The sequence below is a fragment of the Streptomyces koelreuteriae genome, from assembly GCF_018604545.1.
Lineage (GTDB): Bacteria > Actinomycetota > Actinomycetes > Streptomycetales > Streptomycetaceae > Streptomyces > Streptomyces koelreuteriae.
In genome coordinates this window covers 1,875,622-1,898,981 of sequence record NZ_CP075896.1, presented here as the reverse complement: position 1 = coordinate 1,898,981, position 23,360 = coordinate 1,875,622, and the positions used below count along the sequence as shown (strand labels likewise).

Sequence of the window (23,360 nt, the reverse complement as noted above, 5' to 3'; positions counted from 1 at the left end):
CCCTCGGTCGCCGCACGACCCCGGTACATCGCCACAGCGACATCAGCTGTCGTTGTCACGTCCCGGGAGCGTCGTGCTGCGAAAGCAGTGCGTGCACGCGTCGCAGGACGTCGAGCTGCGCCTCGTTGTAGAACTCGGCCAATGCCTGCGCGACAACCGACTGGGTGACCGCCGCTCCCCGGCGGGAGGAGGCTTCCAGGTCCCTCAGGAACGGGTGATCCCTCTGCTGTTTGCGGACTTCGGGCGCGAGGCGTTGCGCGAGCCGTAGGCGAACGTCCTCGGTGGCGTCCGAGGGGAGGGCCTCGAACTCCGCTCCGACGGCACTGCGAGGCGCTGAGAGCTGCTCCTCGAGAGCGGCCATCGCCGAGGGCGTGAGGATGCTGGAGTACGCCACCAGGAGGGATCGCTGAGCCTCGGGCAGGTCGTCGGCGAGTTCCTTGAAGGGCGCCGGCACGTCGATCGAGGCCCGGTTGTCCAGGATCGCCGCCAGTTCCCGCCGCATCCGTTCCTGGCGTTCGATGCTCGCCGCGAGTTCCGCGTCCAGGGCACGCAGGATCTGCTTGCCTGCCTCGTCGCCGGTTTCGGCCGAGGGGATGTCCGGCAGCGGCACGCCGAGGTCGACCAGCCTGCGGATGCGCAGCAGGCGGACCAGGTGATGGATGCCGTACCGCTTGTAGCCGTTGGCCGCTCGTTCCGGCTCGTCCAGCAAACCGACCCGGTGATAGTGCCGGACGGTTTTCAGCGTCGTACCGGCGAGTTCGGCCAGCTGACTCGTGCTCCATGCCACCGCAAGGCCCTTTCCTGAGGGCTCCGTTCTCCGTCGCCGTCGGTGTCCTGCCGGTCGGCGAGACCGTCTCCGGGACGCGATCCATTCAAGACCGTGCCCCAAGGGCACAGTCAACCCCGGCTCCGCTCGTCCCTTCACGGCGGCGGGACGGTATTGACCGTGCCCCAAGGGCACGGAGTGCGATGGGTGGCGACCGACATCGCGCAACCGGTTCTGGAGACTGGACATGAAACGACATCGCAGTATCGGCCGGAGCCCGGCCCTGGCGGTCGTCCTCGGCCTCAGCGGCTCGCTGGTCGCCGTGCCCGCCGCCGCGGACGGGCCGCGGGCATCGCAGGTGCGGTGGGGCGCTTGTCCCGAGGACGTCGTGGCCGAGGCGGCTCCGACCGAGCTGCGGTGCGCCACCGTGCCCGTACCGGTGGACTACGCCGACCCCGGCGGCGCCCGGATCGACCTCATGATCTCCCGGCTGGCCAGTACGAACCCCGAAGAACGACGTGGCACGCTCATGCTCAATCCGGGCGGCCCCGGAGGGGCCGGACTGGCGCAGGCCGCGCTGCTGGTGGCCCGGGGTCTTCCCGCCGACGTCCTCGACAGCTACGACCTGATCGGCATGGACACCCGCGGCATCGGGCACTCGGCACCGGTCACATGCGGGTTCACGCCCGACGGCCCCTACACCTCCAACATTCCTCCCTACGCGGCCGACGACACCGCGGTCACCGAACAGGCGAAGACCGCCGAAAAGGTGGCCGAGCAGTGCGCACGCCAGGACCGCGACGGGCGGCTGCGCCACCTGACCACGGCGAACACCGCCCGCGACCTGGACCGCATCCGGGCCGAGCTCGGCGAGGAGAAGACCAGCTACCTCGGCTACTCCTACGGCACGGCACTGGGCGCCGCCTACGCGTCGATGTTCCCCGAGCGCTCCGACCGGATCGTGCTCGACAGCAACATCGGTGACACCCACCTCGACCGCGACGGCCTGCGCCGCTACGCCCTCGGGATGGAACAGACCTTTCCCGACTTCGCGAAGTGGGCGGCCGCACGGCACGACAGCTACGGGCTGGGCCGCACTCCCGCGCAGGTTCGCGCGACCTACCTCACCCTCGCCGAGCGACTCGACAAGGCTCCGGTGGCAGGCTTCGACGGCAGCCTGCTGCGGCAGTACACCTTCGGTCTCCTGTTCAAGAAGCTGCAGTACCCCAAGCTGGCGCAGCAGTGGCAGGCGCTGGCGGACGGTGACGACACGGCGGCCCGCCGCATGCCGTCCCAGAGCGCCACCGCAGGCGAGGCGACGTCCTCGATCGACAACCCCTTGGCGGTGTTTGCCGCCGTGACCTGCAACGACATCAAGTGGCCCGCGAACGTCGACACCTACCGGAACGGCGTCGCCGAGGACCGCACCCGCTACCCACTGTTCGGCGCCGCCACCGCCAACATCACACCCTGCGCCTTCTGGCCGCACACCCCGGCCGAGCCGCCGGTCGCCGTCAACGACGACGGGCCCCGCAACGTGCTGCTCGTACAGAACCTGCGCGACCCGGCGACGCCCCACCTCGGCGGGAGGATGCTGCGCCAGAAGTTCGCGGACCGATCCCGGCTGCTCAGCGTCGACGACAGCGGGCACGGTGCCTACGTCCTCGGCGACAACCCCTGTGCCCTGAACACCACCACGCGCTACCTCGTCGAAGGCGCGATGCCCGGCAAGGACACACTCTGCCGCGCGGGCTGATCCCGGGCCGGGCGAACAACGGGAGTCAAGCATGATCAAAGAGTGGCGGCGGCGTCGGGCCGTGCAGCGGGTCAAGCCCGGAGACGGGCGAGCCCTGAAGCGTTTCCGCTGGTGGCAATTACCCTTCCGCGCGCTGTTCTGTCTTCGGCTGACGGGCGACGACGGCCAGCGCACGGTCTACGCCGTCGATGTCAGGCACTGGCAGAACCACTCGTCCGACCACCTCAAGGCCCACCTGTACACCGACGGCAGGCAGCGCGCCGTGTCCAGACTCCCCGCCGCCTTCCCCGTCCCGGGCGGCACCGTCGAGGTGAGGATGAGTGCCTTCGGGATCAAGCGGTGCCACTATGTCACCGACGAAGGCCCCGAGTACCGGCTCGTCCCGGACCCCCGGTCCGCCGAGGGACGCCGCGCGCGCCTCGAACGCGATCACCCCGCACTGAGCCGCGCGATCGGTCTCCTCTCACTGTGCGTGCTCGTCGCCGCCCTCGCCCTCCTCCTTCCACAAGCGGCCGAACAGCTCACCAGATCCGAGGGCATCGCCCGGCACACCGGAACCTTCACCTCGCCCGTCGATCTGCCGAAGTGGGGCAACATCGCACTCGGCTTGGCCACGGCGGCGGCCAGCACCGAGCGGGCGCTACGGCTGCGCCACAGCTGGTTGCTCGACGGCGGAACGGGCTGACGCGCGCCCTCTGCTTGCCCCGGCGTCGACGCCGCGCGCTGCTCATGCGCCGCTCGCATCGGCGCGCTGGTAGCTGTCGGGGATGCCGTCCGCGTCCTTGTCGAGGTTCTCCTCCTCGTACAGCTCAAGCCGGGCGAGCGACCCGCGGCGTCCGATCGCCAACCCGGCGGCTGGGCACGCGGCGTGGCCGGTGCCGGAGGGTGGCGGGTCCTGCGACGAGAGGGGCCTGTCCGGCAGTCTGAGAGCTTGTCGCTCAAAGTCTCACGCGTTTCGGTGGACTTGGGCCGTCACGACTTCGGAACCTCCAAGTATGTGTGACTATCCACCCACAGTGGGTAATCATCGCTACCTCGGATCCGAGGCCACCCAGGGGGACACATGAACGACAACGGGTACACCAGCCTGCCGGGATGGAGAGGCGGTGACGCCAACGCCGCGTATCTCGACAAGAACCTGAAGCACGTGCCGGTGGAGACGTCCCTCGACGACTCGGTCAGCTGGCGGCAGCTGCTCCAACTGCTCGTCTACGCCGTCCTCGCCTCGTTCCTGGTTTTCCTCCCGCTCATCTTCTTCGGGCTCATCCTCCTCGTCGGAGGCAGTGGCGAGGGATTCGCCGTCATGGCCGGGCTGGCGTACATCGTCTCCGGAATCGCCTTCTGGGTGACCCTGCTCGGGATGCGCCTGGTCGAACCGATCGCCGAGTGGCGGGTTCTGCTGGCGGACCGGAGGGGATCTCTCGACTCGGCGTACAGCTCCATCAGGGGTACGCTCGCGCGTCGCAGTGTCCCCGTCGACCATGCCGTGCGCATCGTCCCCACCGGGCTGGGCCGGGATCAGGTGCGCAACCGCCTGGTGCTCTCGGAGGGCCAGTGCCAGGCCTACGTCTCGGTCTTCTCGTACGGCACGAACCTCTACCTGGGGTGGCAGATGTGGCGCTCGCGCCGCGGGTACGCCCTGATCGGCCAGTTCGTCTCCGACCTGCTCGCGTCCATCATGGGTCGTCTCAGCCCCGAGCGGATCATGATGCGGACCGAGGGTGTGCGGGCCATGCGGGAGGCGGTGCACGCGGCGTGCCGGGAGGGACTGGCCACGGCGGTGGACCAGGTCGCCGTGCCCGTCAGCTACGGCTTCCCGGAAGGGCTGCCGGCAGTGCAGAACGACCGCGCGAAGTCCGCTCCGACGCCGGGCCTCCAGCCCACGCCCGCCTGGGGGCCGCCCGGCGGACCTCCGCCCGCAAGCGGCCCTCACGCGGGCGGTACCCAAACGGGTAGTTGACGCGCCCCGAGGGAACGGGCGGGCCCGGGAGCACCGACGGACTGGCGGGCCCGCCCGGGAAGACCGGTGAGAGCGGAAAGGGAAGGGCCAGATGACCGAAGCCGGTCCCAGGGACGCGCGGGGCATCCTGCTGCGCGGTGCCCCCAACGGGGAGACCTGGGCCTACGTCGCCTTCGCGCTGAGTCCCGTTCCGCTGCCCGGGGGCCTCTACCCGGAGTTCTCCGAAGCCCGTCGCGGAGCCGACCGGGTCGCCGCCGAGCGGACCTGGCTCGCGGCGCTCTGGACGGATCGCACCACAGCCCGCTGGGATCTGCGGTTCATCAGCGATCCGGCGAGCGGACGGATCGAAACCGTCGTCATCGCCCAGGTGTACGGCGCCGACCCGGCAGCCGCGGTCCGGGCCGCGCGGGAGGCGCTGCCCACCCTGGCCCGGTTCCCGGCGCACGTGACGGGAACCCGGATCGAGGACACCACGGAGCTCGCGCGTCTGCTCGCCCCGTTCGTGCCGGCGGGCGGCGCGATCGCCGAGATCCGCAAACGCATCACCTGCCGGACCTTGACCCGCCTCTGGGGAGCGGAACGCATCGCGACCGCGGTGTCCCGATTCGACGCCCATGAGCCTTCCTGGACCCGGATCTGGGCCCAACTGGCGGCGGAGCCACGGCGGACGGTGGTCAGCGTGTGCCTCGAACCGTGCTCCGCTCCGCCCGGACTGGCCGAGGGCCTGACGATGAGAGCGCAGGTGTTCGGGACCCTCGCGGCACCGGGACCACCCGACCCCATGTACGGGGGGCCCGTGCCGGGCGACCCCTTCGCCCAGGAGGCTCACGCTCTGTACGACGCGGCATCGCGACGCTGCACCGGGCGGCTGCACCGGGCACGCGTCTCGGTCGCCGTCGAGGGCGACGGCCCGGTGTCCGATGTCCTGACCAGCCTCATCGGCCACACCCTGGCGCCGACGAGTTCCGGGGCGAGGGTCGTTCACCCGCAGAGCTGGGAGGAACACCAGGTGGCCTGCGGCAACCTGCTGGGCGTCAACCGGGACTGGCTTCCGGAGGCCTACTGGCAGGAGGTCCCGCCGTTCTTGCGTGTTCCGGCTGCGGGGCAGCTGTGGCTGAGCGACCCGAGTACGGTGACGGCGCTCGCCGATCTCGTGGACGCCGACGAGGTGGCTGCCGTTTTCCGCCTGCCCCACGAGGAGCCCGGCGAGCCCGAACTCTTCGCGCTGAGTCGACAGGCGCCGAGCATCCCGCGCCACGCGGCACCCGCCGGCAGCACCGACGCCGGCTGGGCCGACTTCGACTCCGATGCCTGACCGCCGAACGCCCGGTGTCGCAGCGATCCGACCGCCGAACGCCCGGTGTCCCAGCGATCCGACCACAGAACCCCAGGTCCCGCATCAACCCAACCGCCGAACTCCGGCCCCGCAATGATCCCACCGACCGACAGGAGCCACTGGACATGCCCGAAGCACCCGCATCCCGGCTGCAGGAGAACGCGCTGACCTTCGCCTTCCCGGGTTCGGAGGCTCAAGCCGACACCCTGAACAGGGACCTGGCGGAGTGGATCAACGACACGGATCAGCTGGACGGCAGGGCGAGCCTGCGCACCCAGCCGCCCGCCCCCGGTGAACAGGGCGATGTCGCCGTCGCCGTGGACGTCATCAACGCCTCCGCAGCGGTGATCGCCGCGGTCACCAACACCTTCTTCCTCTGGCTGCAGCAACGGCGTCCGGCCTACCGGCGGATCGATTTCGAAGTGGTGCGGCCCGACGGCACCCGCGTCAGTGGCACGGTCGACGACGAGGACCAACTGGCCGCGGTCATGGACCAGCTGTCCGCGTTCGCCGTCACCCCGCCCGGAGCGGATGGATGACCTGGGCCGTGTGGCCCCCCGCACCCGGCGCCGCGTACGCGCTGCTCGTCGGCACCGGTCGGCACGTCGGCCCCAAGTCCCTGACCCGCATACCTCAGGCTGTGACCACAGCCCGAGCCCTGGGGGCCGCCCTCAGCGGAGAAAGGGGGGTGTTCGACGCGCGCCGAACCACGGTGGTCCTGGATCCCGCCGACACCCGCCAGGTGCTGGATCCCCTGCGCCGTATGGTCCGGGAACCGGACCTCGACCTGCTGCTCTTCTCCTACTGCGGCCATGGACTGCTGGGCCGCAACGACCGTCTCTGCCTGGCCCTCACTCCCACCAGACAGGACGACGGAGGGGGTGAGCCGAGCCCGGCCCTGCCGTTCGCCGAAGTCGCCAGCCTGATGAGGGAATCGTCGGCGAGACACAAGGTCGCGATTCTCGACTGCTGCTTCTCCGCCCGCGCCCTCGGACCGGACGGACACGGCATCCACCTGCTCACCGCGTGCGGCCGCACCGTCAAGGCCCTGTTCCCGCCCGAGGGAACGCATACCGGCTTTACCGGGGAGCTGCTCCGGATCCTCGACGAGGGACTGCCCGACGGGCCTCGCCATCTCGCCCTCTCCGCGCTCTACGACAGGCTGGCGGTGGTACTGCCGACCACCCCGGCACCGCGGGCGGGGATCATCCCCACCGGATATCCCGCGCCCCACCAGCAGACGGTCGACGGCTCGGGCCACATCGCGCTGGCGCTCAACCCGGCTCACGGCACCCAGCGGACACCGGCGGGACTGCGTGCCCGGGCCGCCTTCGCCCAGCGGCTCAAGAACCTCACCGAGCCGTCACCCGAAACCCCCGTGCCCGACCCGGCGCGGCTGCCCCAACTGCTCCACGTCCTGGCCGATCTGGCCCGGGACGCGGCCGAGGTCCTGGGCCCGCTCGACGACTTCAGCATCGACGTCCGCCGCAACCACGCCGTCATGACCGGCATCGCCGGATTCCCCGACCAGGCCACGGCCCTGCTGTCCGCCCTGGTGGACACCCTCCGCACCAAGCCGTCCCCCCACCGGGCCCTTCCCAAGGCGGAACGTGCCTTGGCCTACTGGACCCGAGAGCACTCCAGCGGTGGACCCACGCGAACGTGACGGCGCGGCCATCCCGCCTCCGCCGATGGCCCGGGCAGTCCAAGGGGCGACGGGGCAGTCCGGCTACCTGTGTCGCGGGCTGCAGCGAGTCTGCTGAGGGCGCATCAAGCACTGCCGTCCAGAACTCGATATCAACATGATCCGGCACAGCCGGACCGGCATGGCCTCGGGTACGCCGAGGTGATGCCGTTGCGTAACTCGGGTGACGGTTGGCTGCGGTCGGCGCTAGCGTGCAGCGGTGATCAGTGATGAGGGGGTACGCCTGGGTGCGGAGGCCGCATGTCGTCTGGCACGGACAGGTCTCTATGAGTTCGAGTCGGGGCTGACGGAAGCCGAGTTCACGCGCATCGAGGGCGAGTGCGGCTTCGAGTTCGCGGACGATCACCGAGCGTTTCTTGCGGCCGGGCTTCCGGTCAATGTCCCTCCCGAGGACGGGCAGACCTGGTCCAGGCCCTGGCCGGAGTGGCGCGGCGGCGATTCGGGCAGCTTGCGTCGACAACTCGACTGGCCGGTCGAGGGTGTTCTGCTCGATGTCGAGGACAACGGGTTCTGGTACGAGGGGTGGGGTGAGCGTCCGGCTGACGGGACGACGGCACTGGCGACGGCGCGGCATCATCTGGCAGAGGCGCCGGTGCTGGTGCCCGTGTATGCCCACCGATACCTGCCGGCGGGCCGGGGAAGCTTCGGGCATCCGGTGCTCTCGATGTGGCAGACCGACATCGTGTATTACGGCATGGACCTGGCCGATTACATGAATCGGGAGTTCGACGAGGCGCGGGGCGAGGTCGACGATCGCCTGAGCCCGCGAGCGACTGCCCCCTTCTGGCGGGACCTTCTCTAGCCCGGAGGTGCGTCGGGCGGCCCCAGCTCGGGACGTGGCTCGGGTGGGGCTAATCGACGGTCACCACCACTGAGTGCCAGCCGCTGGCCCCGTCGGGGACCGTGCGGGTGCGTTTCTCGGTCTGGAGGGTGCCGGTGCGGTCGGTGGCGCGCGCTGTGAGGGTGTGGGTGCCCTGGGTGGCCCGCCAGGGGAAGGACCACTGGCGCCAGGTGTCCCGGGAGTCCTCGGTGGCGAGGCGGGCCTCCTGCCAGGGGCCGTCGTCGACGCGGAGTTCGACCTTGTCGATGCCGCGGTGCTGGGCCCAGGCGACGCCGCCGACCATGACCGTGCCGGAACCGGGGCGGGCGAAGGGCTTCGGGGTGTCGATGCGGGACTGGGTCTTGATCGGAGCTCTGCGGGCCCAGTTGCGTTTGACCCAGTACGCGTCGTAGGCGTCGAAGGTGGTGAGTTCGATGTCCTTGATCCATTTGCAGGCCGAGACGTAGCCGTAGAGGCCGGGGACGACCATGCGGACCGGGAAGCCGTGGGCGAAGGGCAGGGGCTCGCCGTTCATGCCGAGGGCGAGGAGGGCGTCGCGGCCGTCCATGATGTCCTCGACGGGGGTTCCGATCGTCATGCCGTCCACCGAGCGGGCCACCAGCTGGTCGGCCGGTCCGCCCCGGGACGGGGGCCGTACCCCGCACTCGGCCAGCAGGTCCGCGAGGCGTACGCCGGTCCAGCGGGCGTTGCCGACGTAGGGGCCGCCGACCTCGTTCGACACACAGGTGAGGGTGATGTCGCGCTCGATCAGCTCCCGCCGCAGCAGGTCGTCGAAGGAGAGGGTGACCGGGCGGGGGACGCCCCGGCCGTGGATGCGCAGCCGCCATCGCGTCGCGTCCACCTTCGGAACGACGAGCGCGGTGTCCACGCGGTAGAAGTCGCTGTTCGGGGTGGTGAAGGCACTGATCCCGGGGATTCGGAGCTGGGCGCCCCTCGGGACGGCGGGGGCCGCAGACGCGGGGGGCGGCAGGGCGACGTCCTTGCGTGAGGCGATCGCCTCCTGGCCGCGTGAACCGTTCAGGGTTCGGCCCAGGGCGCCTGCCCCGGCGGATGCTGCGGCGGCAAGCGTCGCCGCGATCACGAAGCCGCGACGGTCCCAGCCTGGTGAGTGCGCCGAGTCGTCCTCCTCGTGGCCGATCGCGCTCGGCGTGGGGCCGGGCAGTGCGAGGCGTCCGGCCAGGGCGAAAAGGACGCAGGAGCCGATGAGCGCGCCCGCGATCGAGGGCAGCGCGTCTGCCAGTCCGGTCGAGTCGGGGCGCGTCGTGGCCGCTGCCGCTCCGACCACCCCGAACACCAAGACGCCCGCCGCCCCGGACCGCCGGTAGCGCAGTGCCACAAGGCCCAATGCCAGTGCGAACACCGACAGCACAGCGAGGATCCCGAGTTGGAGAACCAGCTTGTCGTTGGTGCCGAAGTTTCGGATCGCCCAGTCCTTCACGCCCGTCGGCGTGCGGTCGATCGCCGCACCTCCGACCGCGACGACGGGACCGGCCTGCGGGCGTACTCCTGCCGACACGAGTTCGGCGACAGCGAGCGCCGCGAATCCCGCGAGGGCGCCGCTGAGTGCCCCGAGCGACCTCCGTAGCCAGGGGCGGGGATTTCGTGGCTTCCTCGTCGTCTCTGTCACGTGGGGAATCCGGTACCGGGGGACCGAAGGATTGGTCGCCCGATCGCTAGATCGGAAGTGACCTTCTCTCCGACCGAGCCGAATCCCATCCGCATCCGCACCTGCAACGGATCACCAGTGAGAAGGAAAGGGATGAGGCGCCATGAGAACGGCATGTGGGGAACTCGTCGGCTCGTCGGCCTGCCGCTTCAGTTCCGTGCGCAGGAATGTCCGCGGCCGGCTGGAGCGCTGGGGCATAGGCGAACTGGCTGATGACGCCGTACTCATCGTCAGTGAGTTGTTGGCCAACGCCTTGCGGTACGGAGAGCCGCCGGTCCGGCTGTCCCTCACTCTTCGGGGCGCGGGCGGAGGCCAGCGGGTCAGGATCGGGGTCACGGACGCCGGCACCCCGTTCAGTAGCGAACTGGTTCGGGCGAAGTGGAGGCATCCCTCGGCGTACCTGAGCGGGGGAGGGCGTGGACTCCGTCTCGTCGACGCGCTCGCCTGTGACTGGGGTGACCTGCCTGACGGCCTCGGCCACACGGTGTGGGCCGAGTTGCCGTGCGGCACCGATGAATGACATCCCGGCGACGTCCCCCCTGCCCGGCTGAACGGCGGAGGGCCCTCGGCCATGACCGCCAGGGGTGTGGAACCGCTGGAGATCCAGCCGAGGGCGACTGCTGTGCCTAGTTCTGGTCGAGGGGCAGGGCGATGTCGAAGACCTGCCGGCCGGCGGGGAAGGCGCCGAGGCTGTCGGTGTCGCCATTGAGGACGTTGACGCTGTAGAAGCGGTATCGACCCGACGTGCTCAGGGCGGCGAAGCCCTTGTTGTCCCCGGTTTCCTTCTTGTAGTAGATGTCGAACCCGGCCGAGGGACCGGCGTTGAAGCCGAGGTTGCCGGTGGGGGCCAGGTTGCCGGCGTTCGCCGGGGACTGCACCACGACGCGGTCGTGGACGGTGTCGATGTCGAACAGCGTCGTCGCGGTCGCCGCGTTGAGGTCGTTGTTCGTGTACGCCGCTCCGGTCACGCCCCGTGCCCTGGTCGGCGGTGTGGTCGGGTTGGTCAGCGCGCCGTCGGCGATGGTGGTGAACCGTGCGGAGGGGTCGTCGATGTTGTGCCGCAGGTTCTGCCCGGTGTCGCTGATCACCCTCAGCCGGTTCGCGGCCGGGTTGAAGTCCACTCCGAAGTTCGTGCCCGACAGCGGGACGGTCAGCCGGGAGACCTTCACCGCCTGGGCCCTGCTGGTGATGGTGTAGATGCCGCCGGCGTTTCCGACACCGTAGAGCTTGCCGTTCTGCACGCGGAAGTCGATCCCGATCAGCCTTCTGTCGCCGGACAGGCCGCTGATCCGGCCCAGGTCCCATGGGTCGCCGGGGGTGTGGATGTCGAAGCCGACCAGGCGCTGGTCCGTGGTCAGCCCGACGCTGAGCAGGCGCTTTCCGTTACCGTCCCAACTGCCCTGGGCGTGGGCGGTGGCTGGGGTGGCGGCGGCCGTGGTGGCGGCCAGGGCGACAGCGACAACTGCGCTACGCATCATGCGTCTCCGAACAGATTCGAGGGCCGCCTGGAAGGCAGCCTCAGCACCCAGCAGAAAACCAGACAAACGGGACTAAAGTGTGGCTGTGGTGCGTGCGCGTGACCGTGTCGCAGCCAACGGAGCAACAGCCCTCGTGCGGAGGGCCCGCCGCGGCGCCCAGTCGTCCTGGGGGAATGGGGCGTCCTCGGGTGGGTCGTAGCCGGACATCGCGTGAGTTCCGCGAGACGCTGCCGTAGGGGCGGCCCGGAGCGCCGTCCTCCCCCCGGTCCTTCACCTGTCCGTTCTCCTCACCGGAGTCCGCCATGGCAGCGCAGCCCGCCTCTCCCACCGATGCCGTGCACCGCTACGACGATCTGACCGCGCTCTACATCAACTGCACCCTCAAGCCGTCTCCGCAGCTCAGCCACACCCAGGGCCTGATCGACAAGAGCCGGGCCATCATGGACGGCGCGGGTGTGACCACGGACCTGATCCGCGCCGTCGACCACGACATCGCACCCGGTGTCCACCCGGACATGACCCGGTATGGCTTCGCCACCGACGCCTGGCCGGAGTTGTACGAGAGGGTGATGGCGGCGGACATCCTCGTCCTGGCCGGCCCCATCTGGCTGGGTGACAACAGTTCGGTGACCAAGCAGATCGTCGAGCGCCTCTACGCGTGCTCCTCCCTGCTGAACTCCCAGGGCCAGTACGCCTACTACGGTCGCGTCGGAGGCTGTCTGATCACCGGCAACGAGGACGGCGTGAAGCACTGCGCCATGAATCTCCTCTACAGCCTCCAGCACCTCGGGTACACGATCCCGCCCCAGGCGGACGCGGGCTGGATCGGTGCGGCCGGCCCGGGGCCGTCGTACCTCGACGCGGGCTCGGGCGGCCCGGAGAACGACTTCACCAACCGCAACACCAGCTTCATGACCTGGAACCTGATGCACCTCGCCGCCCTGCTGAAGCGCGCCGGGGGCGTTCCCGCCCACGGCAACCAACGCTCGGAGTGGGACGCGGGCTGCCGTCCGGGCGCGGACAACCCCGAACACCGCTGAGCCGGACGGACGCCCAGCCCCGCCCACCGGAACATGCGGGGTTCCGCCCCGTCACCAGCCGGTCATGAGCAGGTGGTTCAGGAGCAGGGCCAGTACGGCCTGCGCGGTGAGCCAGGCGCGGGGGTGGGTCAGGAACGCGCAGGCGGCCGGGAGCCACATCGCGAACGGCAGCCAGATGCGCTCGGTCTCCGCCTTGCTCATCCCGGACAGATCGGCGACGAGCAGAGCGGCGAGAGCGGCGGTGGTCAGCAGGGCGAGGCGGAGGTGAGGGGGCAGGTCGGGGGAGTTGGGGAGGGAACGTGCCCTGAGCCGTGTCGCTGACCTGAGGAGCGTGGCCCCGGTGCGTCGCAGGCCCGCCACCGTGGCCGGGCCCACGATCAGGACCGTGCAGGCCAGGTTCGCCCACACCCAGTAGCCGTACGGCCGGACGCCGCCGGCTCCTTGGTAGTAGCGGTCGACGAGCAGCCGGTACGCCTCCCACCAGTTGAAGCCGGTGAAGGTGAACGCGAGCGGGACGACGACGGCTCCGGCGAGGGCGTAGGGCAGGGGGCGGGCTCGTTTCCGACCGAGGAGGATGACCGCGCCCGCGACCACGGCGAAGAGGGTGAGGCCGTAGGAGAGGTAGCAGGTGAGGCCGAAGAGGAGGCCCGAGGCGAAGCCGGTGAGCCGGGGGCGGTGTCCGGTGACGGCGAGGGCGAGGAAGGCGATGGTCCAGGCGGCGACCGCCGTGAAGTAGCCGTCCGCGGACGTCCCCATCCACACGGCTGCCGGTGCCAGCACCAGGAACGGTGCCGCCCGCCGTGCGAGTGCCTCGTCGGCGAGGGCCCGTACGGCGACCAGGACCGCCACGCAGGCCGACGCGCCTACGGTGATGCACCAGGTTCCGGCCCAGCCCCCGCCGCCGAGTCCGGCCCGGTCGAGCAGGACGAAGGTGAGGGGCGCCGCCGGAGGGTGGCCGGCCACATGCGCGGGCCAGTGGTCGGGGGACTGGAGCAGGATGTGGTGGGTGAAGTCCCGCAGGGTCGCCGGGATGTCCTGGAAGCGGTCGACGACCCGCAGATACTCGTGCCGGGTCGTGAGCCGGGCCGCGACCCCGCGCTGCCAGCCGTCGATCAGCGCCAGTGACCACGTCCACGCCATCGCCGTAGCCCAGGCGGCGCCGAGGAGCGCGCGCCACGGCAGTCGGTCGGCCACGCGCGGGCCGTACGTCACCACCAGGACGGCGACGGCGAGCGCCGCCGGGGTGCCGGGGCCGAGGTGAGGGTTCCAGTCGGCCAGGAGGGGAGGCAGGCCCACATGCAGGGTGCCGTGCTCCCGTTCGATCGCGGCGCCGACCAGTGCGGCCGTCGCGACGAGCAGTGCAGCTGCCGTGGTCGCGTACAGGTCGCGGCGAAGAGCACGGCCGGGTCCACGGCGAAGGCCACCGGAAGGACCACGGGCAGGATCACGGGAAGGATCACGGTGAAGATCACGGGTCACACGGGAACGCTAGGCCGCGCGGACCATGCCGAGGCCGCTGCACGTGCGGACGTCAGCGTTTCGTCATGGGTCGCGCACCCTTTTCCGGTGTGGTCCGCGCCTACCGTCGGGACATGCGAGACGACCCACGGCTTCCCTCCTCACCGGGCTTCTGGCGCAGCCCCCTGCGCGGCCCCTGGTTCACCTCGGTGCTGGGCCTCGTCCTGCTCGTCGGCATCACCCTGCTGTTCGTGACGGGACTGGTCTCGTACGCGGCCTACAACCCGGACCTGTCGCCGGTGAACGACAAGACACCGGACAAGGGGATCCTCGGCTTCTATCTGTTCGCCTGGCCCACGAACCCGCACTGGCTGTACCGGCTCAACCAGGGCGTCCACGTCACCCTCGGCATCACCCTGGTCCCCGTCCTGCTCGCCAAGCTGTGGTCGGTGGTGCCGAAGCTGTTCGCGCTGCCGCCGGCCCGCTCGCTCGCCCACGCCCTGGAGCGGATCTCGCTGCTCCTGCTGGTCGGCGGGGCGCTGTTCGAGTTCGTGACGGGCGTGCTCAACATCCAGCTCGACTACGTGTTTCCCGGCTCCTTCTACACGCTGCACTTCTACGGTGCCTGGGTGTTCTTCGCGGCGTTCCTCGCGCACGTGGTGCTGCGGGCGCCGGCCGCCGTACGCAATCTGCGACGTATGCGGGACGAGCGGGGACCGCAGGAGGAGTCCGGCGCGCAGCCCGAGTTCCCTCTCGTCTCTCCCCGGCCCGCGGAGCCCACCGTGACCCGGCGCGGCGGGCTGTGGCTGGTCGGGGGCGGTTCACTGCTGCTGTTCGGGACCACGGTGGGGCAGAGCTTCGACGGTCCGCTGCGGCGGACGGCCCTCCTCGCTCCGCACGGAGGCGCCGATCCGGGCAGCGGACCGAACGGCTTCCAGATCAACAAGACGGCCGCGTCCAGGGGCATCAGCGCGACGGAGACGAGTGAGGCGGCGTGGAGGCTGGTGGTCAGGGGCCGCTCCGGGACCGTCCGGCTGAGCCGGGCCGAGCTGCTGGAGCTCCCCCTGCACAGCGCGGCGTTGCCCATCGCCTGCGTGGAGGGCTGGTCGACCTCCGACCAGTGGTGGCGGGGCGTACGGCTGCGGGATCTCGCCGCCCTGGTCGGCTACGACGCGGACGCGGCGCCCGATGTGTTCGTGGAGTCCCTGCAGCGCAGCGGCGCCTTCCGCAGCGCGGCCCTGCGCGCCAACCAGGTCCGGGACCCGCGCTCCCTGCTGGCGCTGGACGTCAACGGCGAGCCCCTCAGTCCCGACCACGGGCATCCGGCCCGGGTCATCGTGCCCGCGGCGCCCGGTGTGCTCAACACCAAGTGGGTCGCCCGGATGACCTTCGGAGACCTGTGATGCGCACCGTGGTCCCGCCGCTGGGGAGTCCCCTGCGGATCCTGCTCCTGGCCTGTTCGTTCGCGCTCGCGGGATACGCGGGCGTGCGGCTGCTGTCGGACGACTGGTTCGGTGTGGCGCTGTGGTTCGTGGGTGCCGCACTGCTGCACGACCTGGTGTTCCTGCCGCTGTACGCGGTGGCGGACCGGGCGCTCGTCCGGTCGTTCGGGGCGGTCGGTCACCGGGAGCGGACGATGTACGTCCGGGTGCCGACCGCCCTGTCCCTGCTGCTCCTGCTGGTGTGGTTCCCCCTGATCAGCGGCCGGGTGGCGGACCACTACCCGGCGGCGACGGGCCTGTCCGCCGACGGCTTCCTCGCCCGCTGGCTGTTGATCACGGCCGTGCTCTTCGGCGGCTCGGCGCTGCTGCTGGTCCTGCGGTTGCGCAGGGCGAGGAAGCAGCGGCCGCCGGCCGACCACTGAGCGACGGTGTGCCAGCCCAGCGGGCGGGCGTAGCGGATCAGCGCCGGCGTGCCGAGCCGGGCCCAGGGGAACGGGGTGCCGCAGGTGCCCTGATCGCCGGGGCGGCCGGTGCCGTCGGTGCCGCCAGTCGCGCCGGTGCTGCCAGCTCCGCCGGTCCCGCCGGTCCCGCCGGTACCGCCGGTTCCGCCAGTGACACCGACGAGGCGGACGCTGGCCCGCTCGTCGATGTCCAGCGGATCCGTCTCGGCGATGAGCAGGCCGCCGGGGGCGAGGAGCCGGGTGAGCCGTTCGAGCAGGGCACCCGGGTCACCGCCGATACCGAGATTCCCGTCGACGAGCAGGGCGCTGCCCCAGCGGCCCTCACCCGGGAGCGGTTCGAAGACCGAACGCAGCAGCGCCGGGCCGCCGAGCCCCACGGTGTGGGCGACCGCGGCGGAGCTGACGTCGATGCCGAGCGCTGTCCGGCCCCGTGCCGCCAACTCCACGACCAGCCGCCCCGGCCCGCACCCCACGTCGAGGACGGCACCCTCGCACCGGTCGAGCACCTCCCGGTCCACGGCGTCGGCGCGGGCACACCACCGCTCCACCTCCAGGGGCAGCAGCCATCCGTCGCTGCGGCGCAGGAAGAGCGGCCCGCGGCCGGCCCGGAGGGCGTCGGCGTAGGGGTCGGCGGACCAGCTGTGCTCCGCCGTGCCCGGCATCGCAACCGTGCTCATCGGCCGTCGCCGTCCCGCAGCCGGGCCAGCTCGGCGGCGAAACGACCGTGCGGCGCCGCGGCGGCTACCGCTTCGGCGTCCGCAGCGGTGTCCACGTCCCGCAGACACGGCAGTTCACGCACGTGCAGTCCGGCGGCGAGGAGCCGGGAGCGCTGGACAGCGCCGGTCGTGGGAGTCGACATCGGGACCTCGCGCACCAGCTCCGGATCCGGGACGGCCAGTCCGAGCGCCCAGAAGCCGCCGTCCTCGGCGGCGCCGAAGCAGGCGTCGTACCCGTCGAAGTCCACGGCGAGCAGGCCCGGCGTGACCTGCGGGGTGTCCATTCCGATCAGCAGGGCCGGGCCGTCGCAGCCGGCGAAGGCCGCGGCCAGTCGGGCGTCGAGGCCGCCCGCGCACTGCGCCACGACGTCGAAGCCGGGCGGCAGCCAGGGCCCGGCCTCTCCCTCCAGGACCAGGATCCGGCGCCGCGCGGGCGCCGCGGCCACCGCGCACAGGGTGTCGGCGAGGGCCGCCTCGGCCAGCGTCGCCGCCTCCTCCGGCGTGAACGGCGGACAGAGCCGGGTCTTCACCCGTCCCGGGAGAGGCTCCTTGGCGATGACGAGCAGAGTGGTCATCGACGGCTGCCTCCTCGTGAGGGCGCCGCGGCCGTCTCCGGCGGGGCCGGTGCCTCGGCCAGGACGCGGCTCATGTCCCGTACCGCCTGCCACGTGCCGCGCCAGGTGCCGGTCACCTTCGAGGCACCGCTGCGCGGCAGGTAGGGGACGTCGTGCTCGGTGATGTGCCAGTCCGCGTCGGCGGCGCGCACGACCATCTGCAGGGGGTAGCCGCTGCGCCGGTCGGTGAGGTCCAGGGCGAGCAGTGACGCGCGGCGGGCGGCGCGCAGCGGCCCGAGGTCGTGCAGCCGAAGGCCGGTGCGGCGGCGCAGCATCAGGGAGAGCGCGAGATTGCCGGCCCGGGCGTGTGCGGGCCAGGCACCCCTGCCCTGGGGCCGGCGCCGCCCGAGGACCAGGTCGGCCGAGCCGTCGCGCACCTCGCGTACGAAGGGCACGAGCAGGGCCGGATCCAGGGAGGCGTCGCAGTCGCAGAAGCACACGATGCCGGCCGTGGCGGCGGTCAGTCCCGCATGGCAGGCGGCGCCGAAGCCGCGGCGAGGCTCGTCGACGACGGTCGCGCCGAGTGCGCGGGCGATGTCGCCCGAGCCGTCGGTGGACCCGTTGTCCACGACGAGGGCACGCCAGCCGGGAGGGACGCGGTCGAGCACCCAGGGCAGGGCTTCGGCCTCGTTCAGACAGGGGAGGACGACATCGACGTCCTCGGGTGCGGGAGAGGTCATCACGGCTTTCACCCTACGAACGCGAACTGCGCATATCGGACTTCATGTCCTTACGAAACGCGGACGGCGGCGGCAGGGGCCGGCTGGGGGCGCGACGCGCAAGGCCCGGGGTGCGAGGCTGGCGGCATGGACAAGCAACCTGCGGAGCCGGTGGCGGCCGGCCGGGCGTCCGGGGCCGGTCGGGTCCTGGTCGTCGACGACGATCCCACGGTCGCGGAGGTCGTCTCGGGCTACCTCGACCGCGCCGGATACGCGGTGGACCGGGCCGGGGACGGGCCGAGCGCACTGGCCGGCGCCGCCGCGCACTGGCCGGACCTGGTGGTGCTCGATCTGATGCTGCCCGGCATGGACGGCCTGGAGGTGTGCCGCCGGCTGCGCGGCCTCGGGCCCGTCCCGGTCATCATGCTCACCGCCCGCGGGGATGAGGACGATCGCATCATGGGCCTGGAAGTGGGCGCGGACGACTACGTCACCAAGCCGTTCAGTCCCCGCGAGCTGGTGCTGCGGGTGGAGTCGGTGCTGCGCCGGGCGCGGCCCCTCGCCGGCACGCCTCCCCTGAGCGCGGCCGGACTCACCGTCGACCCCGCCGCCCGCCGCGCCGCCAAGAACGGCGTCGAACTCGCCCTCACCCTGCGTGAGTTCGACCTGCTCGCGTTCCTCCTGCGGCATCCGGGCCGGGCGTACAGCCGCGAGGACCTGATGCGCGAGGTGTGGGGCTGGGACTTCGGCGATCTGTCGACCGTCACGGTCCATGTCCGCCGGCTGCGCGGCAAGGTCGAGGACGACCCGGCCCGGCCCCGCCTGATCCAGACCGTGTGGGGCGTGGGCTACCGCTTCGACCCCGACGGAGAGGAGCCCGGACCGTGAACGACACCCTCCTCATCGCGCTGTACGCCCTGCTCGGTGCCGGCGTCGCCGGGCTGCTCGGCGCCGGGACACTGTGGCTGCTGCGCCGCCGGTCGCTGACCGCGTCGCTCACCGTCGTGGCGGCGGTGGCCGTGACCGCGATGCTCGCGGGCACGCTCGTCGTGGCATGGGCGATGTTCCTGTCCGCGCACGACCTGACCGTGGTCACGACCGTCGTCGCGATGGCGGCCGTCGTCTCGCTGGCCACCGCGTTGCTGCTGGGCCGCTGGGTGGTCGCCCGCAGCCGCGAACTCGCCCTCGCCGCACGCTCCTTCGGCGACGGCGGCGACTTCAACGCGCCCCGAGGTCCCGCCACCGCCGAACTCGCCGACGTCAGCCGCGAACTGGAGGCCACGAGCGCGAAGCTCGCCGAGTCCCGGGAGCGTGAGCGCGCCCTGGAGACCTCCCGCCGTGAGCTGGTCGCCTGGATCTCGCACGACCTGCGCACCCCGCTGGCCGGTCTGCGCGCGATGTCCGAGGCGCTGGAGGACGGCGTCGCCGCCGACCCCGACCGCTATCTGAAGCAGATGCGCACCGAGGTCGAACGCCTCAACGACATGGTTGGCGACCTCTTCGAACTCTCCCGCATCCACGCCGGAACCCTGGCCCTGTCGCCCTCCCGGATGTCCGTCTACGACCTGGTCGGCGACGCTCTCGCCGGGGCGTATCCGCTGGCCCACGAACACGGGGTGCGACTGCTCGGGGACCGCGTCGAGCCGGTGCCGGTGGAAGTGGACGGCAAGGAGATGAGCCGAGTGCTGGGCAATCTCCTGGTCAACGCGATCCGGCGCACTCCGGCGGACGGAACCGTCATGGTGGCCGCCGAACGCCTGCCCGACGGCGTCGTGCTGTCCGTCACCGACGGCTGCGGCGGCATCCCCGAGGAGGACCTGCCCCGCGTGTTCGACACCGGCTGGCGCGGCTCCCACGCCCGGACCCCGCCCGCCGGTGCCGGTCTGGGCCTGGCCATCGTCCGCGGCATCGTGGAGGCGCACCAGGGTCGGGCCACCGTCCGCAATATCCCCGGCGGCTGCCGCTTTGAGGTGGTGCTGCCCGCTGCCGCTTCCTGAAAACGGGCAGCACCACCGGTCCATCAGGGCCCTACGAGTCACGCAGGGCCGAACCCGCGAACTCCCGCATGCCCTCGTCGAACCCGACCTCCGGCTTCCACCCCAGCTCCGCCCGCAGCCGGGACGAGTCAGCCGTGATGTGCCGGACGTCCCCGAGCCGGAACTCGCCGGTCACGACCGGCTCGGGCCCGCCGTACGCCGAGGCCAGCGCCCGCGCCATGTCCCCGACGGTGTGCGGGTCGCCGCTGCCGGTGTTGTACGCCGTGAGCACACCCGGGGCGGTCTCCGCCTCCAACGCCACCGCGTTGGCGATCGCCACGTCCCGGACGTGCACGAAGTCCCGCCGCTGCCGTCCGTCCTCGAACACCCGCGGAGCCTCGCCCCGGGCGAGCGCCGAACGGAAGAAGGAGGCGACACCGGCGTACGGCGTGTCCCGGGGCATCCCGGGCCCGTACACGTTGTGATACCGCAACGACACCGCCGCCCCGCCCGTCGAGCGTGCCCAAGCGGCAGCCAGATGCTCCTGAGTGAGCTTGGTCGTCGCGTACACGTTCCGCGGATCGACGGGCGCGTCCTCACCGACCAGCCCCGGCGTCAGCTCCTCCCCGCACATCGGACACGTCGGCTCGAATCGTCCGGCCGCGAGGTCGGTGGCGGCCCGGGGCCCCGGCCGCACCACCCCGTGACGTCCGCAGGTGTACCGACCCTCCCCGTAGACCACCATCGACCCGGCCAGCACCAGTCGCCGCACGCCCTGTTCGGCCATGGCCGTCAGCAGCACGGCGGTCCCGAGGTCGTTGTGGGAGACGTAGTCCGCCGCATCGGCGAACCCGGTGCCCAGCCCCACCATCGCGGCCTGATGACACACGGCGTCCACACCGGACAGCGCACGCAGCACCGCGTCCCGGTCCCGTACGTCCGCGCCCGGGTCCTCGCGCACGTCGAACACGACGGGCTCATGCCCGCGCGCCCGAAGCACGTCGACGACCTGGGACCCGATGAACCCGGCACCGCCGGAGACCAGTACACGCATGCGCCCACGGTAGGGCGGAGCAGCCGCCAGATCATGCGGCCGCGCCTACCTGTCACGGGTCCGTAAGACCTGCCGAGCGCTCTGAGAAGGAGCCGGTCAGTTGCTGCCGGTGAGTTCGCCGCTGAGGGTTCCGTGGATCCGGGCGCTGGGCTCGTTCAGGCCGGTGATCTCGACGGTCTTGCCGCGCTGGGCGTACTTGGTCTCGATGGCGTCCAGGGCGGCCACGGAGGAGGCGTCCCAGACGTGTGCGGCGGAGAAGTCGATGACGACCCGGTCGGGGTCGGCGGCGTAGTCGAACCGGCCGACGAGGTCGTTGGAGGAGGCGAAGAACAGCTCTCCCGTCACCCGGTAGACGACCGTGGTGCCGTCGCGGTCGGTGACAGCGGTGACGTCGGCGAGGTGGGCGACCCGCTTGGCGAAGACGACCATGGCGGTGACCGAGCCGACGACCACGCCGATGGCGAGGTTGTGGGTGGCGACCACGCAGGCGACGGTGACCGCCATGACGGTGATCTCCCCGGCGGGCATGCGCTTCAGCGTCTTCGGCGCGATGGAGTGCCAGTCGAAGGTCGCGAAGCACACCATGACCATCACCGCCACCAGGGCGGCCATGGGAATGTCGGAGACGACCGGCCCGAAGACGATGCACAGCACCATCAGGAACGCGCCCGCCAGGAACGTCGACATCCGCGTACGGGCGCCGGAGACCCGCACGTTGATCATCGTCTGGCCGATCATGGCGCAGCCGCCCATGCCGCCGAAGAACCCCGTGACGATGTTGGCGACGCCCTGCCCGACGGACTCGCGGGTCTTGGAGGAGTGGGTGTCGGTGATCTCGTCGACGAGCTTGGCGGTCATCAGCGACTCCATGAGGCCGACCAGGGCCATGGCGAGCGCGTACGGCGCGATGGTCGTCAGGGTGTCCGGCGTGAACGGCACGTCCGGCAGCCCCGGCACGGGCAGGGAGGACGGCAGCTCGCCCTTGTCACCGACGGTCGGCACGGCGATCCCGGCCGCGACCGTGACGACGGTCAGGACGACGATCGACACCAGCGGCGCCGGGACCACGGTGGTGACCTTCGGGAGGAACACCAGCAGCGCCAGCCCGGCCGCGAGCAGCGGATAGACCGGCCAGGGCACGTCCGTCATCTCCGGTACCTGCGCCATGAAGATGAGGATGGCGAGGGAGTTGACGAAGCCGACCATCACGCTGCGCGGCACGAACCGCATCAGCTTCGCCACGCCGAGCGCGCCGAGGACGATCTGGAACACGCCGGCCAGGATCACGGCGGCGACCAGATAGCCGAAACCGTGCTCGCGGTTCAGCGGAGCGATCACGAGGGCGACGGCACCGGTGGCCGCGGAGATCATCGCCCGTCGTCCGCCGACGATCGCGATGGTCACGGCCATGGTGAAGGAGGCGAACAGGCCGATCGCCGGGTCGACCCCGGCGATGATCGAGAAGGAGATCGCCTCCGGGATCAGCGCGAGAGCGACCACGAGCCCGCCCAGCACCTCGGTGCGCCAGACCTTCGGATCACGCAGCCAGTCGGGCTCGAGGCCGCGCAGCCGTGCGGCGGGAGACAGTACGGAGGAAGACAAGGGAACGGCTACCTGTCGTGCTCGGGCACCCCCCGGGCAGGGCGAGGCGTGCGGAAGACGGCGCGGAAGGCCGGGCGTGCTTCCCGCGATCGGCCCGCTGACGGGCCGGAAGTCCCAAGGCAGAGCCGACGGGCGCGATCGGACGCGCGGCTGGGCTCTGGTCAGGGGCGAAGGGTCACGGCGGACAGCCGGCGGCGTCCGGCACCACGGACTCGCGCACGCGTCTCACCGACAAACTGGAAGTTCCTCGCCGGGGGCGGCATCGGCCCCGACACGGCATCGGCCGGGCCCGCGGCCCGCGCCGCACGGAACTCTACCCTAACGTTAGGGTAGAGATCGGCGGGGACGCTTCGGACGAGGCCGGGGCAGGACAGGGCAGGCAGGGCAGGGACGTGGACGACAAGCACATGCAGATCGGCGAGGTCGCGGCGCGCACCGAGCTGTCCCTGCGCACCATCCGGCACTACGAGGAGACCGGACTCGTGGTCCCCTCGGCCCGCTCCCAGGGCGGCTTCCGCCTCTACACCGAGCGGGACGTCGAGCGGCTGATGGTCATCCGCCGGATGAAGCCGCTCGGGTTCACGCTCGACGAGATGCGTGAACTGCTCGCGGCGACCGACCGCCTCGATTCCGCCGACGAACTGCGCGCTTCCGACCGGGAGGAACTCCTGGAGCGGGTACGCGGTTTCGAACAGGCGGCGCAGCGGCGAGTCGAGGACCTGCGTACGCAGCTGGAGCGCGCCGAGGACTTCGCCGCAACTCTTCGCGACCGGCTGGGCGGCGCGAGCGAGCCGGGTTCCGCCACGGCACGCTGACCGACGGCAGCGCGC

22 protein-coding genes are annotated in these 23,360 nt (G+C 71.4%); 13 read left to right on the top strand and 9 right to left on the bottom strand.

The genetic code is table 11. The features are described 5' to 3' along the window. Positions 1 to 55 precede the first annotated feature (55 nt). Complete coding sequence (locus KJK29_RS08315; protein WP_251057747.1) at positions 56 to 787, bottom strand: helix-turn-helix domain-containing protein; 732 nt, start codon at positions 785 to 787, stop codon at positions 56 to 58. Between the two features lie 226 nt (positions 788 to 1,013). Between KJK29_RS08315 and KJK29_RS08310 the strand changes: the two genes are divergently transcribed. The 7 genes from KJK29_RS08310 (at position 1,014) to KJK29_RS08280 (ending at position 8,325) form a co-directional block, all read left to right on the top strand. Then, on the top strand, positions 1,014 to 2,522 hold the full coding sequence (locus KJK29_RS08310) for an alpha/beta hydrolase (RefSeq protein ID WP_215118069.1): 1,509 nt from the start codon (positions 1,014 to 1,016) through the stop codon (positions 2,520 to 2,522). Positions 2,523 to 2,553: 31 nt separating this feature from the next. Then, positions 2,554 to 3,207, top strand: coding sequence for a hypothetical protein (locus tag KJK29_RS08305; protein ID WP_215118068.1), 654 nt, complete (start codon positions 2,554 to 2,556; stop codon positions 3,205 to 3,207). 378 nt (positions 3,208 to 3,585) lie between these two features. Beyond that, on the top strand, positions 3,586 to 4,482 hold the full coding sequence (locus KJK29_RS08300; protein WP_215118067.1) for a hypothetical protein: 897 nt from the start codon (positions 3,586 to 3,588) through the stop codon (positions 4,480 to 4,482). Between the two features lie 91 nt (positions 4,483 to 4,573). Continuing rightward, positions 4,574 to 5,797 (top strand): hypothetical protein, encoded by a 1,224-nt coding sequence (locus tag KJK29_RS08295; protein ID WP_215118066.1) that lies wholly within the window; start codon positions 4,574 to 4,576, stop codon positions 5,795 to 5,797. Between the two features lie 146 nt (positions 5,798 to 5,943). After that, positions 5,944 to 6,357 carry an effector-associated constant component EACC1 gene (locus KJK29_RS08290; protein ID WP_215118065.1) on the top strand — a complete coding sequence of 138 codons (414 nt, stop codon included), beginning with the start codon at positions 5,944 to 5,946 and terminating at the stop codon, positions 6,355 to 6,357. Beyond that, complete coding sequence (locus KJK29_RS08285) at positions 6,354 to 7,484, top strand: caspase, EACC1-associated type (RefSeq protein WP_215118064.1); 1,131 nt, start codon at positions 6,354 to 6,356, stop codon at positions 7,482 to 7,484. The genes KJK29_RS08290 and KJK29_RS08285 overlap by 4 nt, the downstream gene beginning before the upstream one ends. A 238-nt stretch (positions 7,485 to 7,722) precedes the next feature. Then, complete coding sequence (locus KJK29_RS08280) at positions 7,723 to 8,325, top strand: hypothetical protein (protein ID WP_215118063.1); 603 nt, start codon at positions 7,723 to 7,725, stop codon at positions 8,323 to 8,325. A 49-nt stretch (positions 8,326 to 8,374) separates the two neighbouring features. Here KJK29_RS08280 and KJK29_RS08275 read toward each other — a convergent pair whose 3' ends face one another. Beyond that, positions 8,375 to 9,991, bottom strand: a complete 1,617-nt coding sequence (locus tag KJK29_RS08275) for a sulfite oxidase (protein WP_215118062.1) — start codon at positions 9,989 to 9,991, stop codon at positions 8,375 to 8,377. A gap of 142 nt (positions 9,992 to 10,133) precedes the next feature. Between KJK29_RS08275 and KJK29_RS08270 the strand changes: the two genes are divergently transcribed. Continuing rightward, a complete protein-coding gene (locus KJK29_RS08270; RefSeq protein ID WP_215118061.1) occupies positions 10,134 to 10,550 on the top strand; it encodes an ATP-binding protein in 417 nt (138 codons plus the stop codon). 106 nt (positions 10,551 to 10,656) lie between these two features. On the opposite strand, the gene KJK29_RS08265 is transcribed toward KJK29_RS08270, so the two are convergent. Further along, entirely contained in the window at positions 10,657 to 11,508 is an 852-nt protein-coding gene (locus KJK29_RS08265; RefSeq protein WP_251057746.1) for a DUF4394 domain-containing protein, read from the bottom strand. A 302-nt stretch (positions 11,509 to 11,810) separates the two neighbouring features. Here KJK29_RS08265 and KJK29_RS08260 point away from each other — a divergent pair, with 302 nt between their 5' ends. Beyond that, positions 11,811 to 12,548 (top strand): flavodoxin family protein, encoded by a 738-nt coding sequence (locus tag KJK29_RS08260; protein WP_215118060.1) that lies wholly within the window; start codon positions 11,811 to 11,813, stop codon positions 12,546 to 12,548. 51 nt (positions 12,549 to 12,599) lie between these two features. Here the strand turns inward: KJK29_RS08260 and KJK29_RS08255 are convergent, their stop codons facing one another. Further along, positions 12,600 to 14,027, bottom strand: a complete 1,428-nt coding sequence (locus KJK29_RS08255) for a hypothetical protein (protein WP_370869122.1) — start codon at positions 14,025 to 14,027, stop codon at positions 12,600 to 12,602. Positions 14,028 to 14,140: 113 nt separating this feature from the next. Here KJK29_RS08255 and KJK29_RS08250 point away from each other — a divergent pair, with 113 nt between their 5' ends. Continuing rightward, a complete protein-coding gene (locus tag KJK29_RS08250; RefSeq protein WP_215118059.1) occupies positions 14,141 to 15,409 on the top strand; it encodes a molybdopterin-dependent oxidoreductase in 1,269 nt (422 codons plus the stop codon). 316 nt (positions 15,410 to 15,725) lie between these two features. Here the strand turns inward: KJK29_RS08250 and KJK29_RS08245 are convergent, their stop codons facing one another. The 3 genes from KJK29_RS08245 to KJK29_RS08235 are packed head-to-tail and all read right to left on the bottom strand — an operon-like array spanning position 15,726 to position 17,919. Beyond that, the gene (locus KJK29_RS08245; protein ID WP_215118058.1) at positions 15,726 to 16,586 is read right to left on the bottom strand and encodes a class I SAM-dependent methyltransferase; all 861 of its coding nucleotides are present in this window, start codon (positions 16,584 to 16,586) and stop codon (positions 15,726 to 15,728) included. After that, on the bottom strand, positions 16,583 to 17,200 hold the full coding sequence (locus KJK29_RS08240) for a TIGR04282 family arsenosugar biosynthesis glycosyltransferase (RefSeq protein ID WP_215118057.1): 618 nt from the start codon (positions 17,198 to 17,200) through the stop codon (positions 16,583 to 16,585). Before KJK29_RS08240 ends, KJK29_RS08245 begins: the two co-directional genes overlap by 4 nt. Then, complete coding sequence (locus tag KJK29_RS08235) at positions 17,197 to 17,919, bottom strand: glycosyltransferase family 2 protein (RefSeq protein ID WP_215118056.1); 723 nt, start codon at positions 17,917 to 17,919, stop codon at positions 17,197 to 17,199. The genes KJK29_RS08240 and KJK29_RS08235 overlap by 4 nt, the downstream gene beginning before the upstream one ends. A gap of 126 nt (positions 17,920 to 18,045) precedes the next feature. Here KJK29_RS08235 and KJK29_RS08230 point away from each other — a divergent pair, with 126 nt between their 5' ends. Together KJK29_RS08230 and KJK29_RS08225 are read left to right on the top strand one after the other, a co-directional pair. Further along, the gene (locus tag KJK29_RS08230) at positions 18,046 to 18,786 is read left to right on the top strand and encodes a response regulator transcription factor (protein WP_215118055.1); all 741 of its coding nucleotides are present in this window, start codon (positions 18,046 to 18,048) and stop codon (positions 18,784 to 18,786) included. Then, positions 18,783 to 19,895: a sensor histidine kinase gene (locus tag KJK29_RS08225; protein ID WP_215118054.1), complete on the top strand. Its 1,113-nt coding sequence runs from the start codon at positions 18,783 to 18,785 to the stop codon at positions 19,893 to 19,895. Before KJK29_RS08230 ends, KJK29_RS08225 begins: the two co-directional genes overlap by 4 nt. Before the next feature lie 31 nt (positions 19,896 to 19,926). On the opposite strand, the gene KJK29_RS08220 is transcribed toward KJK29_RS08225, so the two are convergent. Together KJK29_RS08220 and KJK29_RS08215 are read right to left on the bottom strand one after the other, a co-directional pair. Then, complete coding sequence (locus KJK29_RS08220) at positions 19,927 to 20,928, bottom strand: NAD-dependent epimerase/dehydratase family protein (RefSeq protein ID WP_215118053.1); 1,002 nt, start codon at positions 20,926 to 20,928, stop codon at positions 19,927 to 19,929. Between the two features lie 96 nt (positions 20,929 to 21,024). Further along, the gene (locus tag KJK29_RS08215; protein WP_215118052.1) at positions 21,025 to 22,530 is read right to left on the bottom strand and encodes a SulP family inorganic anion transporter; all 1,506 of its coding nucleotides are present in this window, start codon (positions 22,528 to 22,530) and stop codon (positions 21,025 to 21,027) included. 392 nt (positions 22,531 to 22,922) lie between these two features. On the opposite strand from KJK29_RS08215, the gene KJK29_RS08210 reads away from it, so the two are divergent. Next, positions 22,923 to 23,345, top strand: coding sequence for a MerR family transcriptional regulator (locus tag KJK29_RS08210; protein ID WP_215118051.1), 423 nt, complete (start codon positions 22,923 to 22,925; stop codon positions 23,343 to 23,345). Positions 23,346 to 23,360: the final 15 nt, after the last annotated feature.